Raw genomic sequence first — 18468 nt, 5'->3', positions numbered from 1 at the left:
CTCCACCCCACCCCCCCCGGGGGGCGGCCCCGGCGACCCCGCGCCCCCCGCCCCTGTGTCGACCGCCTTGTGCCAGTGGCCGTCAGTCCCGCCAGTGGTGGCGGCCGATGCTGATGAGCCGCATCTGACGGGTCGCCCGCCGGCGGATCTGCTCCCGCTCCTCCGGCGAGGCCTCCAGCGCCTCCAGGAACAGCGAGGCCGTGCTGAGCATCTGATCGACGTAGAGGTGCGAGAGCATCGACATGTCGTCCTCGCTCCAGCCCTCGGCCTCGGCGTCCTTGGCCAGTTCGGTCTGCACCTCCTCGGCGAACCGGCCCAGTTGGTCCCGGATCGCCTCCCGCACCGGCTGGACCCCGCCGTGTCGCTCGCGGGCGATGAAGCGGACATGCGCGGGGGACGCGCTCACATGACCGTCTATCAGTTCGACGGCCCGGGTGATGCGTTCCTCGCTGGAGTCGGCCGTGGTCACGGCGGTCCGGATCATCGGGTGCAGGCTGCCCAGTGCCTCCTCGACGAGGGCCACGCCCAGATCCGCCGTCGAGCGGAAGTGCCGGTAGAAGGCGGTGGGGGCGACCCCGACGGCCCGGGTGACCTCGCGCAGGCCCAGGCTGCTCAGGCTCTGCTCCTCCAGCAGCCCGAGCGCCGCGTCCAGGAGCGCCTGCCGGGTCTTCTGCTTCTGGGCCTGCCGGATGCCGAGGGTGTGACTCATGTCATCCAGTTAACAACTGTTCTCCGGAATTGCAAAGCCGTGCGGCGCGCTAGACTCAATGGTCAGTGAACAACTGTAACCACAACTGTTCACCGAAACGTAACGAGAGGCGGCCGAAGAGTCGCCCGGAGGGGGTTTCATCCCATGCTGTTCCTCGTCGCCGCACTGCTGCTGTTCGGCGTCGTGATGGGCGCCGTGGCCCACGCGTCGTTCACCTTCACCCTCGTCGCCGCCACCGGGATCGCCGCCTGGCTCGGCATCTTCGCGCTGCGCGAGCGCCACAGCCGCCGCCGGACCTCGGCCCACTGAGCGCCCACTCACCGCCCGCCGGCCGCCTCATCCGCCGCCCGCCGGCCGCCCGCACGCCTGCTGCCCGACCGCTGATCACCCACTAGCCGATCCCTCGATCGACAGGAGCTGAACGACCATGCAACTCACCGCACCGGCCAACCCCACCCCCGCCCGCCCCACCGGCGTCCGGGACGCGGACGGCATGGCCGTCGCGTCCTTCGTCCTGGGCCTGCTGGGCCTGCTCGTGCTCAACCTCTTCCTCGGCCCCATCGCCATCGTCCTCGCGACGGTCGCCCTGTGGCGCGGCACGGCCCGTCGTGGCCGCGCCTTCCTCGGCCTGGCCCTCGGCGTCGCCGATCTGCTGGTCCTGGTGGCGTTCATGCAGGCGGACTCCACGATCTCCTGGAACTTCTGAGACGCGCGGCGCACCGCCCGGCCGCGGTCCGGGCCGACCTGGCAGCGAGGGCTTCTGTACGGCCCCCGTAGAATCGTGGCCACCATGGCATACCTCGACCACGCCGCGACCACGCCGATGCTCCCCGAGGCGGTCGAGGCACTCACCGCGCAGTTGAGCATCACCGGCAACGCCTCCTCGCTCCACGCCGCCGGCCGACGGGCCCGCCGCACGGTCGAGGAAGCACGTGAGACCCTCGCGGAAGCGCTCGGCGCCCGCCCCAGCGAGGTCGTCATCACCTCCGGCGGCACCGAGGCCGACAACCTCGCGGTCAAGGGCCTGTACTGGTCCCGCCGCGACGCCGACCCGGCCCGCACCCGCATCCTGGCCAGCCCCGTCGAGCACCACGCGGTCCTCGACGCCGTGCACTGGCTGGGCGAGCACGAGGGCGCCACGGTCGAGTACCTGCCGGTCGACTCCTACGGGCGGGTCCACCCGGACGCGCTGCGCGAGGCCGTCGCCCGCAATCCCCACGACGTGGCCCTGGCCACCGTCATGTGGGCGAACAACGAGATCGGCACGGTCCTGCCGGTCCGTGAACTGGCCGACGTGGCCGCGGAGTTCGACGTCCCGCTGCACGCCGACGCGGTCCAGGCCTTCGGCCAGGTCCCCGTCGACTTCGCCGCCTCCGGCCTCGCCGCGATGACCGTCTCCGGCCACAAGATCGGCGGCCCGTACGGCATCGGCGCCCTGCTGCTGGGCCGCGAGTACACCCCCGTGCCCGTTCTGCACGGTGGCGGCCAGGAGCGCCATGTCCGCTCCGGCACCCTCGACGTCCCCGCGATCGCCTCCTTCGCCGTCGCCGGACGCCTCGCCGCCGAGCAGCGCGAGTGGTTCGCCCGTGAGATCGGCAGTCTGCGCGACACCCTGATCGACGCGGTCCGCACGGCCGTCCCGGACGCGATCCTCGGCGGCGACCCCGTGGACCGGCTGCCGGCCAACGCCCACTTCACCTTCCCCGGCTGCGAGGGCGACTCGCTGCTGCTGTTGCTGGACGCGCAGGGCATCGAGTGCTCCACCGGCTCCGCGTGCACCGCCGGGGTCGCCCAGCCCAGCCATGTCCTGCTGGCCACCGGCACCGACCCCGACCTGGCGCGCGGCACCCTCCGCTTCTCGCTCGGCCACACCTCCACCGAGGCCGACGTCGAGGCGGTCGCGGCGGCCATCGGTCCGGTGGTGGAGCGGGCGCGGGCGGCGGGGCTGACGTAGTCCGGCGGCATGACAGCGATGTCTAGTGTCGACACTCGGCCCGAATATAAGGGTCACCTGTCAATTTAGTGGCTAGGTGTCGACAGTAGGTGACGCTTGGTCTACCTTCTGGCACAGGTTCCCGCCACCGCTGTCGACAGAAGGTCCTCCCATGACCCTCGTGCCATCGGGTGAACGCCGCCGCGTCGCCTTCGCCGCCACGGCCGCCCTGCTCCTCCTGGGCGCCCTGGCCGCGGCGCCGGCCGCCGCCGCGGGTCCGCAGGCCGTGAGCGCCTCCTGCGCGGGCCCCCTCTCCTACGTTCAGCTGGCCGCCTCCGGGACGGCCGCCGCGCAGACCCGGCACGTGGTCGCCGCCGACCTGGACGGCGACGGGGTGCTCGACGTGGTCGCCGCCAACCTCGACGCGGACTCGGCGACCGTGCTGCTCGGCAACGGCGACGGGACCTTCGCCACGGGCACGACGTACCCGGTCGGCACCCGCCCCTACCAGACCGTGGTGGCCGACTTCGACGGCGCGAACGGTCCCGACCTCGCGCTCGCCGACTTCGGCGGCGCCCAGGTCAGCGTGCTGCTGAACGAGGGGGACGGCACCTTCGGCGCCGCCTCCGCCATCGACGTCGGCGCATCGCCGCGGGCCCTGGCCACCGGTGACCTGGACGGCGACGGCACGCCCGATCTCGTGGTCGTCGAGCAGGGCCCGAGCACGGTGCGCGTGCTGCTCGGCCGGGGCGACGGCTCCTTCGACGACCGGGGCCAGACCGCCACCGGCAGCCAGCCGCACGGCATCGTCGTCGGCGACTTCGACGGCGACGGCTCGCCGGACGTGGCCACGGCCAGCGTCGGCAGCGCGGGGGTGAGCGTCCTGCTCGGCGACGGCACGGGCGCCCTCGGCGCCTCGACCGAGTACGCGGCGACCTCCCGCCTCTACTCCCTCGCCGAGGGCGACTTCGACGGGGACGGCGCCCTCGACCTGGCCACGGTGAGCAACGGGACCAACGCTCTGGACGTGCTGCCCGGCGACGGCGACGGAACCTTCGGCGCGGCGACCACCTACGCCGTCTCCGCGCTGCCGGTCGCGGTGGGCGCCGCCGATCTGGACGGGGACGGCGTCGACGACCTGATGGTCTCCTCTCTGCGGGGCGGCTCGGTCACCCTCTTCCAGGGCGCGGCCGGTGGCGGACTGACCGAACTCGCCGAACTGTCCGCCACCGGCGCCTATGACGCGACGGCGGCCGACCTGGACGGCGACGGGATACGCGACCTCGCGGTGGCGAACAGCACCGGAGGGCAGGTGGACGTGTTCACAGGCGCCTGCTAGCCGCCGCCACCACCATGAACCTGGCCCGGGTGCGCTGGGCCAGGGGCTGCCGCCGGCACTTCCACTGCCGGCGGCAGCCTGCTGATGAGGCCTGGCTGAGCTGAAGCGAAGCGCCTAACTCGCCGTGACCATGAGGGACGCCATCATTCCCTCGTCCTCGTGCTGGAGCAGATGGCAATGGAGCATGTACATGTACGTGTCGTCGGTGAAGTCGGTGAACTTCATCGCGATCTTGATCGAGCCGCCGCCGACCACCTCGAAGGTGTCGAACCAGCCGAGGTTGACGCCGGTCGGCGTCTCACCGTTGATCGCGATCAACTGGAACGGCACGTCGTGCAGATGGAACGAGTGCTCCAACTGCGTGCTGTTGGTGATCGTCCACACCTCCTCCGCGTCCAGCGTGGTGCTGATCATCGTCATCCCGGCCATGGTGGTGCCGACCTTGCCGTTGATCGTCATGGTCCCGCCGGTGCCCTGGCCGAGGGTGATCGTCCGCGCGGCGAAGTCGCTCGTGTCGTACCGGGTGATGGTGTTGAGCGTGCTCGGCAGATCGGCGGGCGTGTCGGTGGCCTCCGGCGTCACCGTCAGGAAGTCGTACGTGCCGCTGCCGCCCCGGATCCAGCCCGTGGTGACGACGGCCTGGAGCGTGACCGCGTCCGCGAGGTCGAGGACGAACTCGGCACGGGCGCCGGCCACCAGCCGGATCGTGGTCACCTCGGTGGGCTCGGTGAGATAGCCCTGGTCGGTGGCGATCTGGGTGAGCGTGCCGCCGTCGCCGCGCTGGACGGTCATGATGTCGGCGGGGGAGGCGTTCAGGACCCGGAAGCGGGTGCGCTTCTTGGTCGCGGTGAAGCCGAGGGTCGTGGCGTCGACGTTGGTGCCGTTGACCAGCACCGGGAAGCTGACGGTGGAGCTGCGATAGCCGGCGGCCTCGTACTTGATGTCGCCGGCGCTGTCGACCGCCAGACACTGCAGGATGATCGGGATGTCGTCGACGCCGTACTCGCTCGGCAGGGCGGCCGAGACCTCCGAGTCGTCCTCGACGATGATCATGCCCGCCAGCCCGTGCACGACCTGCTCGGCCGTGGTGCCGAGGGCGTGCGGGTGGTACCAGAGGGTCTTGGCCTCGTCCTTGACCTCGAAGGTGGGCGACCAGGTCTCGCCGTCGGCGAAGGCGTTCTGCGGGCCGCCGTCCATCTTCGGCGGGATGTGGGCGCCGTGGAAGTGCACGGTGGTCTCCGCGCCCAGGCTGTTGGTGATGTTCAGCAGAGCGGTGGTGCCGGTGGTCCACTTCATGGTCGGGCCGAGGTAGGACCCGTTGTAGCCGGCGGTGGTGCTGGTGACGCCGGTGATCACCTCGTTGGTGCCGGTCTTGGCGGTCAGGGTGTAGGTGGTGGTGCCGTCGGCCGTGGTGCCCTCCAGCAGGTCCGGGATGACGAGGGTGCCGGTGGCCGCCGTCGCCGCGGACGCCTTGTTGTTGTTGGCGCCGGTCAGCAGGGCGAAGGTCGCGCCGGCCGCGCCGACCGCCCCCAGCCCGACCCCGGCCATTCCGCCGAGGAACTTCCGCCGGTGCAGGCCTTTGCCGCCCCGGCCCTTCGTCTCCTTGGAGTGCTCGTCCTTAAGGCCCCGGCCGCTCCTCGCGTGGGCGCCCTTGCTCTGCTCTCCCGCGCCGGGGGCGGGATCTGTTGTGTGGGTCATGAGCGTGGAGCTTTGGGCTAAAGCCTATGTAAAGACTGAGTTGAACCTTGGAGCGAGCCGAGGACTCTGTGCGATCGCCGTGCGCCACAACTTCCTTGAAAAAAGCCCAAGTTGGCAGGCCGCAGGTCATCTTCGGGGCGTGGGACACAACGGACGGCCGGCTCTCATCAATTGTTCACGATATTGAGTACATGTGACCTGTATCACAGTGGCTCATCAGCCGGAGACGGTCTGCGCCTTTTTCTGCGCCTCTCGGACGAGCCGCAGATACCGGTCCCAGTCCCAGTGCTCACCGGGGTCGGTGTGATCCGTCCCCGGCACCTCCACGTGCCCGATGATGTGCTCGCGGTCGACGGGTATGTCGTACCGCCGGCAGATCGCCGCGGTCAGCACGGCGGACGCGGCGTACATCGCGTCCGTGAAGTCCTGCGGCCGGTCCACGAAGCCCTCGTGCTCGATGCCCACACTGCGCTCGTTGTACGCGCGATTGCCCGCGTGGTACGCCACGTCCAGCTCGCGGATCATCTGCGTGACGTGCCCGTCCTTGCCGACGATGTAGTGCGCGGCGGCCTGGTGCCCCGGGTCCTCGAACGCCTTCACGGCGCTGGCCAGATCGCCCTGTGTGACATGGACGACGACCATGTCGATCCCGAAGTCGTCCGGCCGGTCCGCCCAGCGGAAGTTCGCCTCCGACGCCGCCACCCACCGCGCGCCCGTGTAGTCGACCGCGCCCTCGACCCGCCGGCGGCGCACACCGGGCAGCCGCCAGTACAGCCGCGCCAGTTCGTCACGCGCGAGCACGCCCGTGCCGACGGCCGCCGCCGCTCCGCCGATCAGCAGGGCACGCCGCCCGATCCGCCGGTCGGAGTCGCCCTTCCTCGCCCCCATGTGCAGTCCTTTCTCGCCCCTCGAGATCGTCAACGGATACTCGCGGGCTCCGGTTCCCGACGCCCCGTACCCTGGAAGGGCTATGACTGAGACTGAGACCTCGCAGCACCCCCGCCCGCTTCGCGTACTCGCCGCCATGTCCGGCGGGGTCGACTCCGCCGTCGCCGCCGCCCGCGCCGCCGAAGCCGGCCACGACGTGACCGGCGTGCACCTCGCGCTCTCCGCGAACCCGCAGTCCTTCCGCACGGGCGCGCGGGGCTGTTGCACCATCGAGGACTCCCGCGACGCCCGCCGCGCCGCCGACGTGATCGGCATCCCGTTCTACGTGTGGGACCTCGCCGACCGCTTCCGCGAGGACGTGGTCGACGACTTCGTCGCCGAGTACGAGGCCGGCCGCACCCCCAACCCGTGTCTGCGCTGCAACGAGAAGATCAAGTTCGCCGCGCTGCTCGACAAGGCGCTCGCGCTGGGCTTCGACGCGGTGTGCACGGGCCACTACGCCAAGGTGGTCCTCGCGGAGGACGGCACCCGGGAACTGCACCGCGCCTCGGACATGGCCAAGGACCAGTCCTACGTCCTCGGCGTCCTCGACGACCGACAGCTCGCCCATGCGCTCTTCCCCCTCGGCGACACCCTGACGACGAAGGACGAGATCCGCGCGGAGGCCGAGCGGCGGGGCCTGGCCGTCGCCAAGAAGCCCGACTCCCACGACATCTGCTTCATCGCCGACGGCGACACCCAGGGCTTCCTCGCGAAGAAGCTGGGCAGGGCCGAGGGCGACATCGTCGACGAGTCCGGCACGAGGATCGGCACCCACGACGGCGCGTACGGCTTCACCATCGGCCAGCGCAAGGGCCTGCGCATCGGCACCCCGGCCGCCGACGGCAAGCCGCGCTACGTCCTCGACATCTCCCCGGTCAACAACACCGTGACGGTCGGCCCGGCCGCCTCCCTCGACGTCGGCGCGCTGACCGCGATCAAGCCCCGCTGGTGCGGCGCCGCCCCGACCGGCCCCGGCGTCTACACGGCCCAACTGCGCGCCCACGGCGGCGAGACCGAGGTGACCGCGGAACTGATCGACGGCCGCCTGGAGGTCACGTTCACCGAGCCCGTCCGGGGCGTGGCCCCCGGCCAGGCGATCGTGCTCTACGACGACACCCGCGTGGTGGGCTCCGCCACGATCGCGTCCACGGTGCGGGCGACGGCCGGGGTGGCCTAGAAAAGATCTTCGGCCCCGGCCCCGCGGCCGGCGGCCTTCCGGCCGTCAGTCCGGCTGCCCGAAGAACTCCGCCAGCACCGGCGCGAGAACGGTCGGATCCACCATGTGGGTCTGGCCCTCGAGCGTCAGGTACGTGCCGTCGCCGACCGCGTCCGCGACGGCGCGCACGGCCTCGCGCAGCCACGGCGCACTTGCGTCGCCCGCCACCGCCAGCACCGGCACGCCGACCGAGGCCAGCCGCTCCCGAGGAACCGCCCCGCCGGCCATGACGGCGTCGTCGTAGGCGAGGGTCGGCGCGATGGCCTCCATGCCCTCCCACATGGGCGATCGACGCGCGCCCTGGATCATCTCCTCGGCCAGCCCCGTCAGCCGCAGGAACAGCTCGACGGCGTCCCCGCGCCGCCCGCGCGCGAGTGCCTCGGTGAGGTTCGCCGTGTACACGGCGCGCTCCCGCACGCCCTCCTCGTCGACGGCGAACGGCGTCTCGTACACGGCCGCCCGGCGCACCGGCAGCCCGCTCGCCGCCGCCTCCAGGACCAGTGCACCGCCCGACGAGATGCCGTAGAGCGCCGCCTCGCCGCCCGCCGCGTCGACGAGGGCCGCCAGGTCCTCGACCTCGCGCCGCACGTCGTACGGCGCCGTGTCACCGCTCCCGCCGCGGCCCCGGCGGTCGTACCAGAGGACGGTGAAGCGGTCCGCGAGCAGCCGGGCCAGGGGCGCCACGGTCCCGCCCGCGGACATCGCCCCGCTCACCAGGATGACCGCGGGGCCCTGTCCGGCGCTGGTGTACGCGAGCTCGGTGCCGTCGCGGGAAATCGTCTGCTTGTCCATGTCTGTGCAGACTGCCGCACGGCGGTGCGGTCATCGGGCTACGACACTTCCACCTCGTAGAAGCAGAGGTGGTTCCTGATCGCGGCGACGTCCGGCTTCGGGTCGGGGTACGACCACACCAGATCGGACGCGTCCGGCAGCGACCAGTAGGAGGCCGTGCCCTTGAAGGGGCAGTAGGTGTGCGTGTCGGAGGCGGTCAGCAGGTCCATGCGGACGTCCGCCTCGGGGATGTAGTACCGCGCGGGACAGCCGGTCTCGTGCAGCACGAGGGCCCGGTCGGTCTCGGCCAGCACATGGCCCGCGTGGACGACCCTGATGTGCCGGTCGGCCTGCTCGACGGTGATCGTGTGTCCTCGGGTGTCTCCATGAGTCATGCCGGAAAAGCACTGGCGTGCGCCTCGTTCTTCCCGGATACGGTGACGGGATGCGTATCTGTGTCTTCCTCTCCGCCGCCGACCTCGACGACCGCTACACGCGCCCCGCGCGCGAGTTCGCCGAACTGCTGGGCAAGGGCGGTCACACGCTGGTGTGGGGCGGTTCGGACGTCGGCCTGATGAAGGTGGTCGCGGACGGCGTGCAGCAGGCGGGCGGCCGGCTGTGCGGGGTGTCGGTGGACTTCCTGGCGGCCAAGGCGCGGCCCGGCGCCGACGAGATGGTCATCGCGCGCGACCTCGCCGAACGCAAGCGGCTGCTCCTGGAGAAGGCCGACGCGGTGGTGGTCATGGTCGGCGGGACGGGCACGCTGGACGAGGCCACCGAGATCCTGGAGCTGAAGAAGCACGGCCACACCGACAAGCCGGTCGTGCTCCTGAACACGGCAGGCTTCTACGACGGCCTCCAGGAGCAGTTCCGGCGCATGGAGGACGAGGGCTTCCTGCCCCGCCCCCTCTCCGACCTGGTGTTCTTCGCCGAGGAGCCGGTGGGCGCGCTGACCTACCTGGAACAGAGCCAGGGCGTCGCGTAGGCCCGCCGTGATGCGAGCATGGCGGGCATGGCTACTCATGTGATCACCGGAGCGGGCTCCGGCATCGGCGCCGCCGTCGCCCGTCGGCTGCACGCGCGCGGGGACGAACTCGTGCTGCACGGGCGCGACGCGGGCCGCGCGAAGGAGCTCGCGGCGCAGTTCCCCGGGGCCCGCACCCTGGTCGGCGACCTGGCCGATCCCGACAAGCTGAGCTGGGCCTTCTCCCACCAGTCGCTGCCGGACCGGGTGGACTCCCTGCTGCACATCGCCGGCGTGATCGACCTCGGCGCGGTGGGCGACCTGACCCCGAAGACCTGGCGCCACCAGCTCAACGTCAACCTGATCGCGCCCGCCGAGCTGACCCGGCACTTCCTGCCCCAACTCCGCACCGCCCGCGGCCATGTGGTCTTCGTGAACTCCGGGGCGGGCCTGCGGGCGAGCGCCGACTGGTCCGCCTACGCCGCCTCCAAGCACGGCCTGAAGGCCCTCGCGGACGCCCTGCGGCACGAGGAGCACGGCAACGGCGTACGCGTCACCTCCGTCTACCCCGGCCGCACCGCCAGCCCCATGCAGGCCAAGGTCCACCAGCAGGAGGGCAAGGAGTACGACCCCGCGGAGTGGATCGACCCCGAGTCGGTGGCGACGACGATCCTGATGGCGATCGACCTGCCCGGGGACGCGGAGGTCAACGACCTGACGGTACGACCGGGTCGCTGAGGGCTCGAGGCTACGTAGGCTGCACCCGTGAACCCACACTTCAGTTTCGGCCCCGCCACCGGCATCGGCTCCCTGCCGGGCGGTGACGCCCGCGAGGCCGCCAGGACCGCCACCGGGTCCTTCGAGGACTTCCCGTTCCTGGCCGAGCTGCCGGCCCGCGGCCCCGGCGCCGACATGATCGGCCGGACGGCGGGGATGCTGGTCGAGCTGTACGCGCGCGTGGAGCCCAGCGGCTGGCGGCTCGGCGACCGGCCCGGGCGGGACACCAAGCGGGCCCGGTCCTGGCTGGGGGAGGACCTCGACGCGCTGGAGGAGTTCACGCAAGGCTACGAAGGCCAGGTGAAGGTGCAGGCGGTCGGGCCCTGGACCCTCGCCTCCGCACTGGAACTGAAGAACGGCGAGGCGGCCCTCTCCGACCCCGGCGCCTGCCGCGACCTCGCCGGCTCCCTCACCGAGGGCCTGCGCCAGCACCTCGCCGAGGTACGCCGCCGGCTGCCCGGCGCGCAGCTCGTGCTCCAGCTCGACGAACCCTCCCTCACCTCCGTGCTCCGCGGCCATGTGAAGACCGCCAGCGGCTACCGCACCTACCGCGCGGTCGACCGGCAGGCCGTGGAGGCCACGCTCCGGGACGTCGTCGGGGTGCAGGGCGAAGACCCCGTCGTCGTCCACTCGTGCGCACCGGACGTCCCGTTCGCCCTGCTGCGCCGGGCGGGCGCCGCGGCGGTCTCCTTCGACTTCTCGCTCCTCACCGAGCGTGACGACGACATCATCGGGGAGGCGGTGGAAGCCGGCACCCGGCTCTTCGTCGGTGTCGTGCCCGGCACGGATGCCGCATTGTCAGACCCTGCCGGTAGCGTCATGGGTGTCAGGACGCTGTGGCGCAGGCTGGGGCTGCGACCGGGGCTGCTCGCGGAGGCCGTCACCCTCACTCCGTCGTGCGGCCTCGCGGGGGCTTCCCCCGCGTACGCCCGCCACGCCCTCGCCCACTGCGTCCGGGCGGCGAGATCCCTCGCGGACAACCCAGAGTAACGGGAGGACAACACGGTGGCCGGCGACAGGCAAGCGGAGACGACGGTGCCCAGCGAGGCACGGGAGCAGCACGCGCAGCTCGCTGAGCAGATCGAGGAGCACCGCTTCCGGTACTACGTGAAGGACGCTCCCGTCGTCAGCGACGCGGAGTTCGACAGGATCCTGCGCGCCGTGGAGGCGCTGGAGGAGGAGTACCCGGAGCTGCGCACGCCCGACTCGCCGACCCAGAAGGTCGCGGGCGCGTACGAGACGGAGTTCACGGCCGTCCAGCACCGCGAGCGCATGCTGTCGCTCGACAACGCCTTCGACGACCTGGAGCTCGCGGCCTGGGCCGAGCGCGTCCACAAGGACGTCGGCGCCTCCGCCTACCACTTCCTGTGCGAGCTCAAGGTCGACGGCCTCGCCGTCAACCTCACGTATGAGAACGGCAGGCTCACGCGCGCGGCGACCCGCGGCGACGGCCGCACCGGCGAGGACATCACGCCCAACGTGCGGACCATCGCCGAGATCCCGGACCGTCTCGCGGGCGACGGAGTGCCGTCGCTGGTGGAGATCCGCGGCGAGGTCTACTTCCCGATGGAGAAGTTCGAGGAGCTCAACGCCCGGCTGGTCGAGGCCGGCGACAAGCCCTTCGCCAACCCGCGCAACGCGGCGGCCGGTTCGCTGCGCCAGAAGGACCCGCGGGTCACCGCCTCCCGCCCGCTGCACATGGTCGTGCACGGCATCGGCGCCCTGGAGGGCTACGAGGGCATGGACCGCCTCTCCGCGGCCTATGACCTGCTCAAGGGCTGGGGCCTGCCCACCTCCCCGCACAACAAGGTGGTCGGCGACCTCGACGGCGTACGGCAGTTCATCGCGTACTACGGCGAGAACCGGCACTCGGTGGCGCACGAGATCGACGGGGTCGTCGTCAAGCTCGACGAGATCCGGCTCCAGGGGCGGCTCGGCTCCACGGCCCGCGCGCCGCGCTGGGCGATCGCCTACAAGTACGCGCCGGAAGAGGTCAACACCAAGCTGGTCAACATCCGCGTGGGCGTCGGCCGCACGGGCCGGGTGACGCCCTACGCGCAGGTCGAGCCGGTGACGGTGGCCGGGTCCGAGGTCGAGTTCGCCACCCTGCACAACCAGGACGTGGTCAAGGCCAAGGGCGTCCTCATCGGCGACACGGTGGTGCTGCGCAAGGCCGGTGACGTGATCCCGGAGATCCTCGGCCCGGTCGTCGACCTGCGCGACGGCAGCGAGCGCGAGTTCGTGATGCCGGCCGAGTGCCCGGAGTGCGGCACCCCGCTGGGCCCGATGAAGGAGGGCGACGTCGATCTGCGCTGCCCCAACGCCCGCACCTGCCCCGCCCAGTTGCGCGAGCGGCTCTTCTACCTGGCCGGGCGCAAGGCCCTGGACATCGAGCACTTCGGGTACGTGGCCGCGGCCGCCCTCACCAAGCCGCTGGAGCCGCAGGAGCCGCCGCTGCTCGACGAGGGCGACCTGTTCGCCCTGACGATCGAGCAGCTGCTGCCCATCAAGGCGTATGTCCTCGACCAGGACAGCGGACTGCCCAAGCGGGATCCGAAGACGGGCGAGGAGAAGATCGCCACGGTCTTCGCCAACCAGCAGGGCGAGCCGAAGAAGAACGCGCTGGCCATGCTGGAGACCATCGCGGCCGCCAAGGAACGCCCGCTGGCCCGCATCCTCACGGGTCTGTCGATCCGTCATGTCGGCCCCGTCGCGGCCGAGGCGCTGGCCCGTGAGTTCCGCTCGATCGAGCGCATCGAGCAGGCCACCGAGGAGGAGCTGGCGGGCACCGACGGCGTCGGCGCCATCATCGCGGCCTCGCTGAAGGAGTGGTTCTCCGAGGAGTGGCACCAGGAGATCCTGCGCAAGTGGAAGGCTGCCGGCGTCCGCATGGAGGAGGAGAGCTCCGCGGAAGACGAAGGCCCGCGGCCCCTGGAAGGTCTGACGGTCGTCGTCACCGGCACCCTCGAACACTTCACCCGCGACCGCGCCAAGGACGCCCTCCAGAGCCGTGGGGCGAAAGTGACCGGTTCCATTTCGAAGAAGACCTCGTTCGTCGTTGTGGGTGACAATCCCGGATCGAAGTACGACAAGGCGATGCAGCTGAAGGTGCCGGTGCTGGACGAGGACGGTTTCACCGTCCTGCTGGAACAAGGACCCGAGGCGGCGGCCGAAGTCGCCCTCCCGACCGGCGAATCGACCGAGGAACCGACCGAGGGGTCGACCGTGGAGCCGACGGGGGCGCCCGCCGAGGCGCCCACCGCGGAACCGGCCGAGAACTCGATCGAGGAATAACGAAGCGCAGCGGTTGAAGGCCACCCGATCGGCGCATACCAGATGCATACGGGTGGCCGGGGCGCATTCGGGCAACCGTCGACGACCGCTGCCCGTGGAAGCCTTCTGCGGCCTACTGTTGAGATGTGCGCCTGCCGTGCCCAGCTGCGGTCGGGGCATCCCCCTGCTCCCGAGGAGCAAAGGGAAAGGGTTTTCCAGCGCGGCGCCGCCCGGGGTTGTCGGGCAACTGGCCGCGTGGCGTGGGCACCGCCGGCTGTGAGAGGGACGGGAATGGAACCGACCGAGAGCGCCGCCGCGGACTCGACGGTGCGCCGACGCCGGGTCGCCGGCGTGTGGTGGGCGAGTTGGCGGACGGCGCGCTCCGAGCGACCGCCGGGCGCGCAGGCGTACCCGCACCGCCCCGCACGCCCCGCACCGCACACGGCTCCGCAGCCCACACCGCACCCCTCCCTGGAGAACCGCGCCTCCGCCGCACTGCCCCCCGGCGTGCCCGGCGCCGAACCCGACCGGCATCTGTCCTGGCCCGCGCTGCCCGCGGCGGTCGTCGCGGCGGCCGCCTTCGCCCTCGGCGCCGGCTTCTACCGCGCCTTCACCGGCGACCACGCGCTCTTCCCGTCCGGCACGGTCGGCTGGGCCCTGGCCCTGCTGGCCGGCGTCATCGTCGGCCACCTGGTCCTGCTGGGCCGCGCCCGCTGGTGGGGCGGCACCGGCTCCGGCGCCGCCCTCACCCTCGCCGTCCTGCTGCTCTACGGCTGGGTGCCGGCCGGCATGGTCAGCCTCACCGTCGTCGTCCTGGTCGGCATAGCCAGGCGCCACCGCTGGCGGCAGGGCGTCCTGCACGGCGCGGTGGACATCCTCGGCATCGGCGCGGGCGCGCTGCTGCTGGCCGCCTGCGGCCGGATACCGTCCGTCGAGCGCCCCTGGACCCCCGACACCTGGTCGGTCTACACCGGCCCCCAGGTGGTCCTGGTGGCCGTCGCCTACCTCGCCGTCACCCGTGTCCTGCTCTGGTATCTGCACGCCCCCCGCACCGGCGGACTGCCCACCGTCGCCCGGACGGCCCTGGTCAGACAGGGTCTCGTCGCCGTCGCCCTGCTGGGCATCGCCCCGCTGATCTGCGTGGTGGCCGTGGCCAAGCCGATCCTGCTGCCGCTGTTCGCCATCCCGCTCATCGCCCTCGACTCCACCCTGTGGATAGCCCGGGCCCGCGCCGAGGAGCAACTGCGCGACCCGCTGACCGGGCTGCCCAACCGGCAGTGGCTCCTGGAGCGCATCTGGACCGCGCTGGACGACGCCGAGCGCATCGGCGTCCGGGCCGCCCTGATGCTGATCGACCTCGACCGGTTCCGCTCGGTCAACGACACCCTCGGCCATCTCGCGGGCGACCGGCTGCTGCTCCAGATAGCCGACCGGCTGCGGCTGGCCCTGCCGCGCGGGGCGGAGGTCGCCCGGCTCGGCGGGGACGAGTTCGCCGTGTTACTGCCCGTCGCCGACTCCACGACCTCGGCGAGCCGGATCGCCCGCGCCCTGGTCTCCGACCTCAGCTCGCCGCTCGACCTCGACGGGCTCACCCTCGTCCTGGAGGCGAGCGCCGGCGTCGCCGTCTTCCCCGACCACGCTCTCGACGCGGAGGGCCTGCTGCGCCGGGCGGACGTGGCGATGTACCAGGCCAAACGGGACCGCACGGGCGTGGAGGTGTACGAGTCCAAGCGCGACTCCAACACCCCCGACCGGCTCGGCCTGCTGGGCGACCTGCGGCGCGCGCTCGACGCGCACGAGGTCCAGCTGCACTACCAGCCGAAGGTCCGCTTCGACGGGCAGGTGGCGGGCCTGGAGGCCCTGGTCCGCTGGGTGCACCCCGAGCGCGGGAAGGTGCCGCCGGACGAGTTCATAGCGATCGCCGAGTCCTCGGGGCTGATGCCCCATCTGACGGAGTACGTGCTGGACACCGCGCTCGGACAGGTCGCGAAGTGGCGGGCGCAGGGGCTGTACGTGCCGGTCGCGGTGAACGTCTCCCCTCGTGACGTCCACACACCCGGCTTCGCGGGGTCGGTCGCGGCGCGGCTGGCCCGGCACGGAGTGCCCGCGGGATCGCTCCAGCTGGAGATAACGGAACACGTCCTCCTGGAGGACCCGCAGCGCGCCGCCGACACCCTCAACGGTCTGACCGGCCACGGCGTGAAGATGTCCCTGGACGACTTCGGCACCGGCTACTCCTCCCTGGTGCATCTGCGCCGACTGCCCGTGAGCGAGCTGAAGATCGACCGCTCGTTCGTGGCCCGCCTCGCCGTCGACAACGAGGACGCGGAGATCGTGCGCTGCACGGTCGACCTCGCGCACTCCCTGGGCCTGCTGGTGGTCGCCGAGGGCGTCGAGGACGACGAGACCTGGGAGCGGCTGCGCGACCTCGGCTGTGACGCCGTCCAGGGCTGGCTGGTGGCCGCGGCGATGCCCCCGGAGGAGACGACGGCCTGGCTGCGGGCACGGGGGTCGCGCGGCTGGCAGCGACCTCGCGCGGCGTTGCCAGCAGCGGCGACCGACGAGTAGCCCGCTGTTTCGCCCCCACCGCCCTTACCCGTCCCATCCTTCTGGGGCTCCGCCCCAGACCCCGCTCCTCAAACGCCGGAGGGGCTGATTTTCAGCCCGTCCGGCGTTTGAGGACGAGACCCGTCCAGGGCCGGAGCGGGGGTCCGGGGGCGGCAGCCCCCAGGAACCGTGTCAGTGGTTCAGGGCCCCGCCCCCTAGGATTGGCCCCAAACCACATCTCACTTCACTCACCCCAGAGGAACGCTGCATGCCTGGCATCACGCGCGAGGAGGTCGCCCACCTCGCCCGGCTGGCGCGTCTGGAGCTGAAGCCCGAAGAGCTCGAACACTTCGCGGGACAGCTGGACGACATCATCGGCGCGGTCGCCCGCGTCAGCGAGGTCGCCGACCAAGACGTACCGCCGACCTCGCACCCGCTCCCGCTGACGAACGTCATGCGGGCGGACGAGGTCCGTCCGTCGCTCACCCCCGAGCAGGCGCTCTCCGGCGCCCCGGCCCAGGAGCAGCAGCGTTTCAAGGTGCCGCAGATCCTGGGGGAGGACTAACCGCCATGACGGACAACGTCAACATCATCAAGCTCACCGCCGCCGAGACCGCCGCGAAGATCGCCTCCGGCGAGCTCACGGCCGTCCAGGTCGCCGAGGCCCACCTGGCGCGCATCGAGGCGGTCGACGAGAAGGTGCACGCCTTCCTGCACGTCGACCGCGAGGGCGCACTCGCACAGGCCCGCGCCGTCGACGAGAAGCGGGAGCGGGGCGAGAAGCTCGGCCCGCTGGCCGGCGTCCCGCTCGCGCTCAAGGACATCTTCACCACCGAGGGCATCCCGACGACCGTCGGCTCGAAGATCCTCGAGGGCTGGATCCCGCCGTACGACGCGACGCTCACCAAGCGGCTGAAGGCCGCCGACGTCGTCATCCTCGGCAAGACCAACATGGACGAGTTCGCCATGGGGTCCTCCACCGAGAACAGCGCCTACGGCCCGACCGGCAACCCCTGGGACCTCACCAAGATCCCCGGCGGCTCCGGCGGCGGCTCCTCCGCCGCGCTGGCCGCGCACATGGCGCCCCTCGCCATCGGCACCGACACCGGCGGCTCCATCCGCCAGCCGGCCGCCGTCACCGGCACGGTCGGCGTGAAGCCGACGTACGGCGCGGTCTCCCGCTACGGCATGGTCGCCTTCTCCTCCTCCCTCGACCAGGGCGGGCCCTGCGCCCGCACGGTCCTGGACGCGGCGCTGCTGCACGAGGTCATCGCCGGGCACGACCCGCTGGACTCGACGTCGATCGACGCGCCCGTCCCGCCGGTCGTCGAGGCCGCCCGCAACGGCAGCGTCGCCGGGATGCGCGTCGGCGTCGTCAAGCAGTTCCGCGGCGAGGGCTACCAGGCCGGCGTCATCCAGCGGTTCGACGAGTCCGTCGCGCTGCTGAAGGACCTGGGCGCCGAGATCGTCGAGCTGGACTGTCCGTCCTTCGACCTCGCCCTGTCGGCCTACTACCTGATCGCGCCCTCCGAGTGCTCCAGCAACCTGGCGCGCTTCGACGGCCTGCGCTACGGCGCGCGGGTGGGCGACGACGGAACCCACTCGGCCGAGGAGGTCACCTCCCTCACCCGTGAGGCGGGCTTCGGCCCCGAGGTGAAGCGCCGCATCATGCTCGGCACGTACGCGCTGTCGAGCGGCTACTACGACGCCTACTACGGCTCCGCCCAGAAGGTGCGCACGCTCATCACGCGCGACTTCGAGAAGGCCTTCGAGCAGGTCGACGTGATCGTCTCCCCGACGACCCCGACCACCGCCTTCGCGATCGGCGAGCGCGCCGACGACCCGATGGCGATGTACCTGGCCGACCTGTGCACCATCCCGACCAACCTGGCGGGCAACGCGGCCATGTCGCTGCCCTGCGGTCTCGCCCCCGAGGACAACCTCCCGGTCGGGCTGCAGATCATCGCCCCGGCGCTGAAGGACGACCGGCTTTACAAGGTCGGCGCCGCCGTCGAGGCCGCCTTCGTGGAAAGGTGGGGTCACCCGCTCCTCGAGGAGGCTCCGTCGCTGTGAGTGCACTGAACAAGGCCAAGGGCTTCAAGAAGTCCAAGTCCGGCACGTACCTGTCCATGGCCGGCACCGCGTTTGGCGCGCTCGGCGTGGCCAAGCAGATCAAGAAGGCCCGCGCCGAGAACGACACGCTGCGGCTCATCGACGCTGCCGTCTCCGCGGCCGCGATCGTCACCGGCCTCGCCATCCTGTACCGCGAGCTGAAGCGGCTGGGCGACGACGACGTCCTGCTGGGCTGAGA

18 protein-coding genes are annotated in these 18468 nt (G+C 71.6%); 13 read left to right on the top strand and 5 right to left on the bottom strand.

Annotated features, from left to right (window positions below; translation table 11 throughout):
- Positions 1 to 82: 82 nt before the first annotated feature.
- Complete coding sequence (locus tag ACWD4O_RS40620) at positions 83 to 709, bottom strand: TetR family transcriptional regulator (protein WP_451288071.1); 627 nt, start codon at positions 707 to 709, stop codon at positions 83 to 85.
- Between the two features lie 144 nt (positions 710 to 853).
- Here ACWD4O_RS40620 and ACWD4O_RS40615 point away from each other — a divergent pair, with 144 nt between their 5' ends.
- From ACWD4O_RS40615 to ACWD4O_RS40600, 4 genes are all read left to right on the top strand, one after another.
- Positions 854 to 1018 carry a hypothetical protein gene (locus ACWD4O_RS40615; protein ID WP_451288070.1) on the top strand — a complete coding sequence of 55 codons (165 nt, stop codon included), beginning with the start codon at positions 854 to 856 and terminating at the stop codon, positions 1016 to 1018.
- Positions 1019 to 1136: 118 nt separating this feature from the next.
- Positions 1137 to 1415 (top strand): DUF4190 domain-containing protein, encoded by a 279-nt coding sequence (locus tag ACWD4O_RS40610; protein WP_451288069.1) that lies wholly within the window; start codon positions 1137 to 1139, stop codon positions 1413 to 1415.
- Between the two features lie 84 nt (positions 1416 to 1499).
- Positions 1500 to 2663: a cysteine desulfurase family protein gene (locus ACWD4O_RS40605; protein WP_451288068.1), complete on the top strand. Its 1164-nt coding sequence runs from the start codon at positions 1500 to 1502 to the stop codon at positions 2661 to 2663.
- Between the two features lie 151 nt (positions 2664 to 2814).
- Positions 2815 to 3981: an FG-GAP repeat domain-containing protein gene (locus ACWD4O_RS40600; protein WP_451288067.1), complete on the top strand. Its 1167-nt coding sequence runs from the start codon at positions 2815 to 2817 to the stop codon at positions 3979 to 3981.
- Positions 3982 to 4095: 114 nt separating this feature from the next.
- Here ACWD4O_RS40600 and ACWD4O_RS40595 read toward each other — a convergent pair whose 3' ends face one another.
- Both ACWD4O_RS40595 and ACWD4O_RS40590 read right to left on the bottom strand, forming a co-directional pair.
- The gene (locus ACWD4O_RS40595) at positions 4096 to 5679 is read right to left on the bottom strand and encodes a multicopper oxidase family protein (protein WP_451288066.1); all 1584 of its coding nucleotides are present in this window, start codon (positions 5677 to 5679) and stop codon (positions 4096 to 4098) included.
- Positions 5680 to 5895: 216 nt separating this feature from the next.
- Positions 5896 to 6567, bottom strand: a complete 672-nt coding sequence (locus ACWD4O_RS40590; protein WP_451288065.1) for an N-acetylmuramoyl-L-alanine amidase — start codon at positions 6565 to 6567, stop codon at positions 5896 to 5898.
- A gap of 82 nt (positions 6568 to 6649) precedes the next feature.
- Between ACWD4O_RS40590 and mnmA the strand changes: the two genes are divergently transcribed.
- A complete protein-coding gene (mnmA, locus tag ACWD4O_RS40585; protein ID WP_451288064.1) occupies positions 6650 to 7786 on the top strand; it encodes a tRNA 2-thiouridine(34) synthase MnmA in 1137 nt (378 codons plus the stop codon).
- A 45-nt stretch (positions 7787 to 7831) separates the two neighbouring features.
- On the opposite strand, the gene ACWD4O_RS40580 is transcribed toward mnmA, so the two are convergent.
- Both ACWD4O_RS40580 and ACWD4O_RS40575 read right to left on the bottom strand, forming a co-directional pair.
- Positions 7832 to 8617: an alpha/beta fold hydrolase gene (locus tag ACWD4O_RS40580; RefSeq protein ID WP_451288063.1), complete on the bottom strand. Its 786-nt coding sequence runs from the start codon at positions 8615 to 8617 to the stop codon at positions 7832 to 7834.
- Positions 8618 to 8655: 38 nt separating this feature from the next.
- On the bottom strand, positions 8656 to 8991 hold the full coding sequence (locus ACWD4O_RS40575) for a DUF427 domain-containing protein (protein WP_451288062.1): 336 nt from the start codon (positions 8989 to 8991) through the stop codon (positions 8656 to 8658).
- A 50-nt stretch (positions 8992 to 9041) separates the two neighbouring features.
- On the opposite strand from ACWD4O_RS40575, the gene ACWD4O_RS40570 reads away from it, so the two are divergent.
- The 8 genes from ACWD4O_RS40570 (at position 9042) to ACWD4O_RS40535 (ending at position 18466) form a co-directional block, all read left to right on the top strand.
- On the top strand, positions 9042 to 9581 hold the full coding sequence (locus tag ACWD4O_RS40570) for an LOG family protein (RefSeq protein ID WP_451288061.1): 540 nt from the start codon (positions 9042 to 9044) through the stop codon (positions 9579 to 9581).
- 18 nt (positions 9582 to 9599) lie between these two features.
- On the top strand, positions 9600 to 10298 hold the full coding sequence (locus tag ACWD4O_RS40565; protein ID WP_451288060.1) for an SDR family oxidoreductase: 699 nt from the start codon (positions 9600 to 9602) through the stop codon (positions 10296 to 10298).
- 27 nt (positions 10299 to 10325) lie between these two features.
- A complete protein-coding gene (locus ACWD4O_RS40560) occupies positions 10326 to 11327 on the top strand; it encodes a methionine synthase (protein ID WP_451288059.1) in 1002 nt (333 codons plus the stop codon).
- A gap of 15 nt (positions 11328 to 11342) precedes the next feature.
- A complete protein-coding gene (gene ligA / locus ACWD4O_RS40555; protein WP_451288058.1) occupies positions 11343 to 13631 on the top strand; it encodes an NAD-dependent DNA ligase LigA in 2289 nt (762 codons plus the stop codon).
- A gap of 270 nt (positions 13632 to 13901) precedes the next feature.
- A complete protein-coding gene (locus tag ACWD4O_RS40550) occupies positions 13902 to 16178 on the top strand; it encodes a putative bifunctional diguanylate cyclase/phosphodiesterase (RefSeq protein WP_451288057.1) in 2277 nt (758 codons plus the stop codon).
- Positions 16179 to 16425: 247 nt separating this feature from the next.
- Positions 16426 to 16722 carry an Asp-tRNA(Asn)/Glu-tRNA(Gln) amidotransferase subunit GatC gene (gatC, locus tag ACWD4O_RS40545; RefSeq protein WP_007384860.1) on the top strand — a complete coding sequence of 99 codons (297 nt, stop codon included), beginning with the start codon at positions 16426 to 16428 and terminating at the stop codon, positions 16720 to 16722.
- A 5-nt stretch (positions 16723 to 16727) separates the two neighbouring features.
- Positions 16728 to 18230 (top strand): Asp-tRNA(Asn)/Glu-tRNA(Gln) amidotransferase subunit GatA, encoded by a 1503-nt coding sequence (gene gatA / locus ACWD4O_RS40540; RefSeq protein WP_451288056.1) that lies wholly within the window; start codon positions 16728 to 16730, stop codon positions 18228 to 18230.
- Positions 18227 to 18466, top strand: a complete 240-nt coding sequence (locus ACWD4O_RS40535; RefSeq protein WP_351916502.1) for a hypothetical protein — start codon at positions 18227 to 18229, stop codon at positions 18464 to 18466. Before gatA ends, ACWD4O_RS40535 begins: the two co-directional genes overlap by 4 nt.
- Positions 18467 to 18468: the final 2 nt, after the last annotated feature.

It is taken from the genome of Streptomyces sp. NPDC002623, from assembly GCF_053592635.1.
Note: the sequence above shows the minus strand (reverse complement) of the source record. Positions and strands in the feature narration are given on the sequence as shown.

Bases quoted from the DNA above. Each gene is read 5' to 3' on its own strand.
- ACWD4O_RS40620 (WP_451288071.1), bottom strand. From the start codon at position 709: ATGAGTCACACCCTCGGCATCCGGCAGGCCCAGAAGCAGAAGACCCGG.
- ACWD4O_RS40615 (WP_451288070.1), top strand. From the start codon at position 854: ATGCTGTTCCTCGTCGCCGCACTGCTGCTGTTCGGCGTCGTGATGGGC.
- ACWD4O_RS40610 (WP_451288069.1), top strand. From the start codon at position 1,137: ATGCAACTCACCGCACCGGCCAACCCCACCCCCGCCCGCCCCACCGGC.
- ACWD4O_RS40605 (WP_451288068.1), top strand. From the start codon at position 1,500: ATGGCATACCTCGACCACGCCGCGACCACGCCGATGCTCCCCGAGGCG.
- ACWD4O_RS40600 (WP_451288067.1), top strand. From the start codon at position 2,815: ATGACCCTCGTGCCATCGGGTGAACGCCGCCGCGTCGCCTTCGCCGCC.
- ACWD4O_RS40595 (WP_451288066.1), bottom strand. From the start codon at position 5,679: ATGACCCACACAACAGATCCCGCCCCCGGCGCGGGAGAGCAGAGCAAG.
- ACWD4O_RS40590 (WP_451288065.1), bottom strand. From the start codon at position 6,567: ATGGGGGCGAGGAAGGGCGACTCCGACCGGCGGATCGGGCGGCGTGCC.
- mnmA (WP_451288064.1), top strand. From the start codon at position 6,650: ATGACTGAGACTGAGACCTCGCAGCACCCCCGCCCGCTTCGCGTACTC.
- ACWD4O_RS40580 (WP_451288063.1), bottom strand. From the start codon at position 8,617: ATGGACAAGCAGACGATTTCCCGCGACGGCACCGAGCTCGCGTACACC.
- ACWD4O_RS40575 (WP_451288062.1), bottom strand. From the start codon at position 8,991: ATGACTCATGGAGACACCCGAGGACACACGATCACCGTCGAGCAGGCC.
- ACWD4O_RS40570 (WP_451288061.1), top strand. From the start codon at position 9,042: ATGCGTATCTGTGTCTTCCTCTCCGCCGCCGACCTCGACGACCGCTAC.
- ACWD4O_RS40565 (WP_451288060.1), top strand. From the start codon at position 9,600: ATGGCGGGCATGGCTACTCATGTGATCACCGGAGCGGGCTCCGGCATC.
- ACWD4O_RS40550 (WP_451288057.1), top strand. From the start codon at position 13,902: ATGGAACCGACCGAGAGCGCCGCCGCGGACTCGACGGTGCGCCGACGC.
- gatC (WP_007384860.1), top strand. From the start codon at position 16,426: ATGCCTGGCATCACGCGCGAGGAGGTCGCCCACCTCGCCCGGCTGGCG.
- gatA (WP_451288056.1), top strand. From the start codon at position 16,728: ATGACGGACAACGTCAACATCATCAAGCTCACCGCCGCCGAGACCGCC.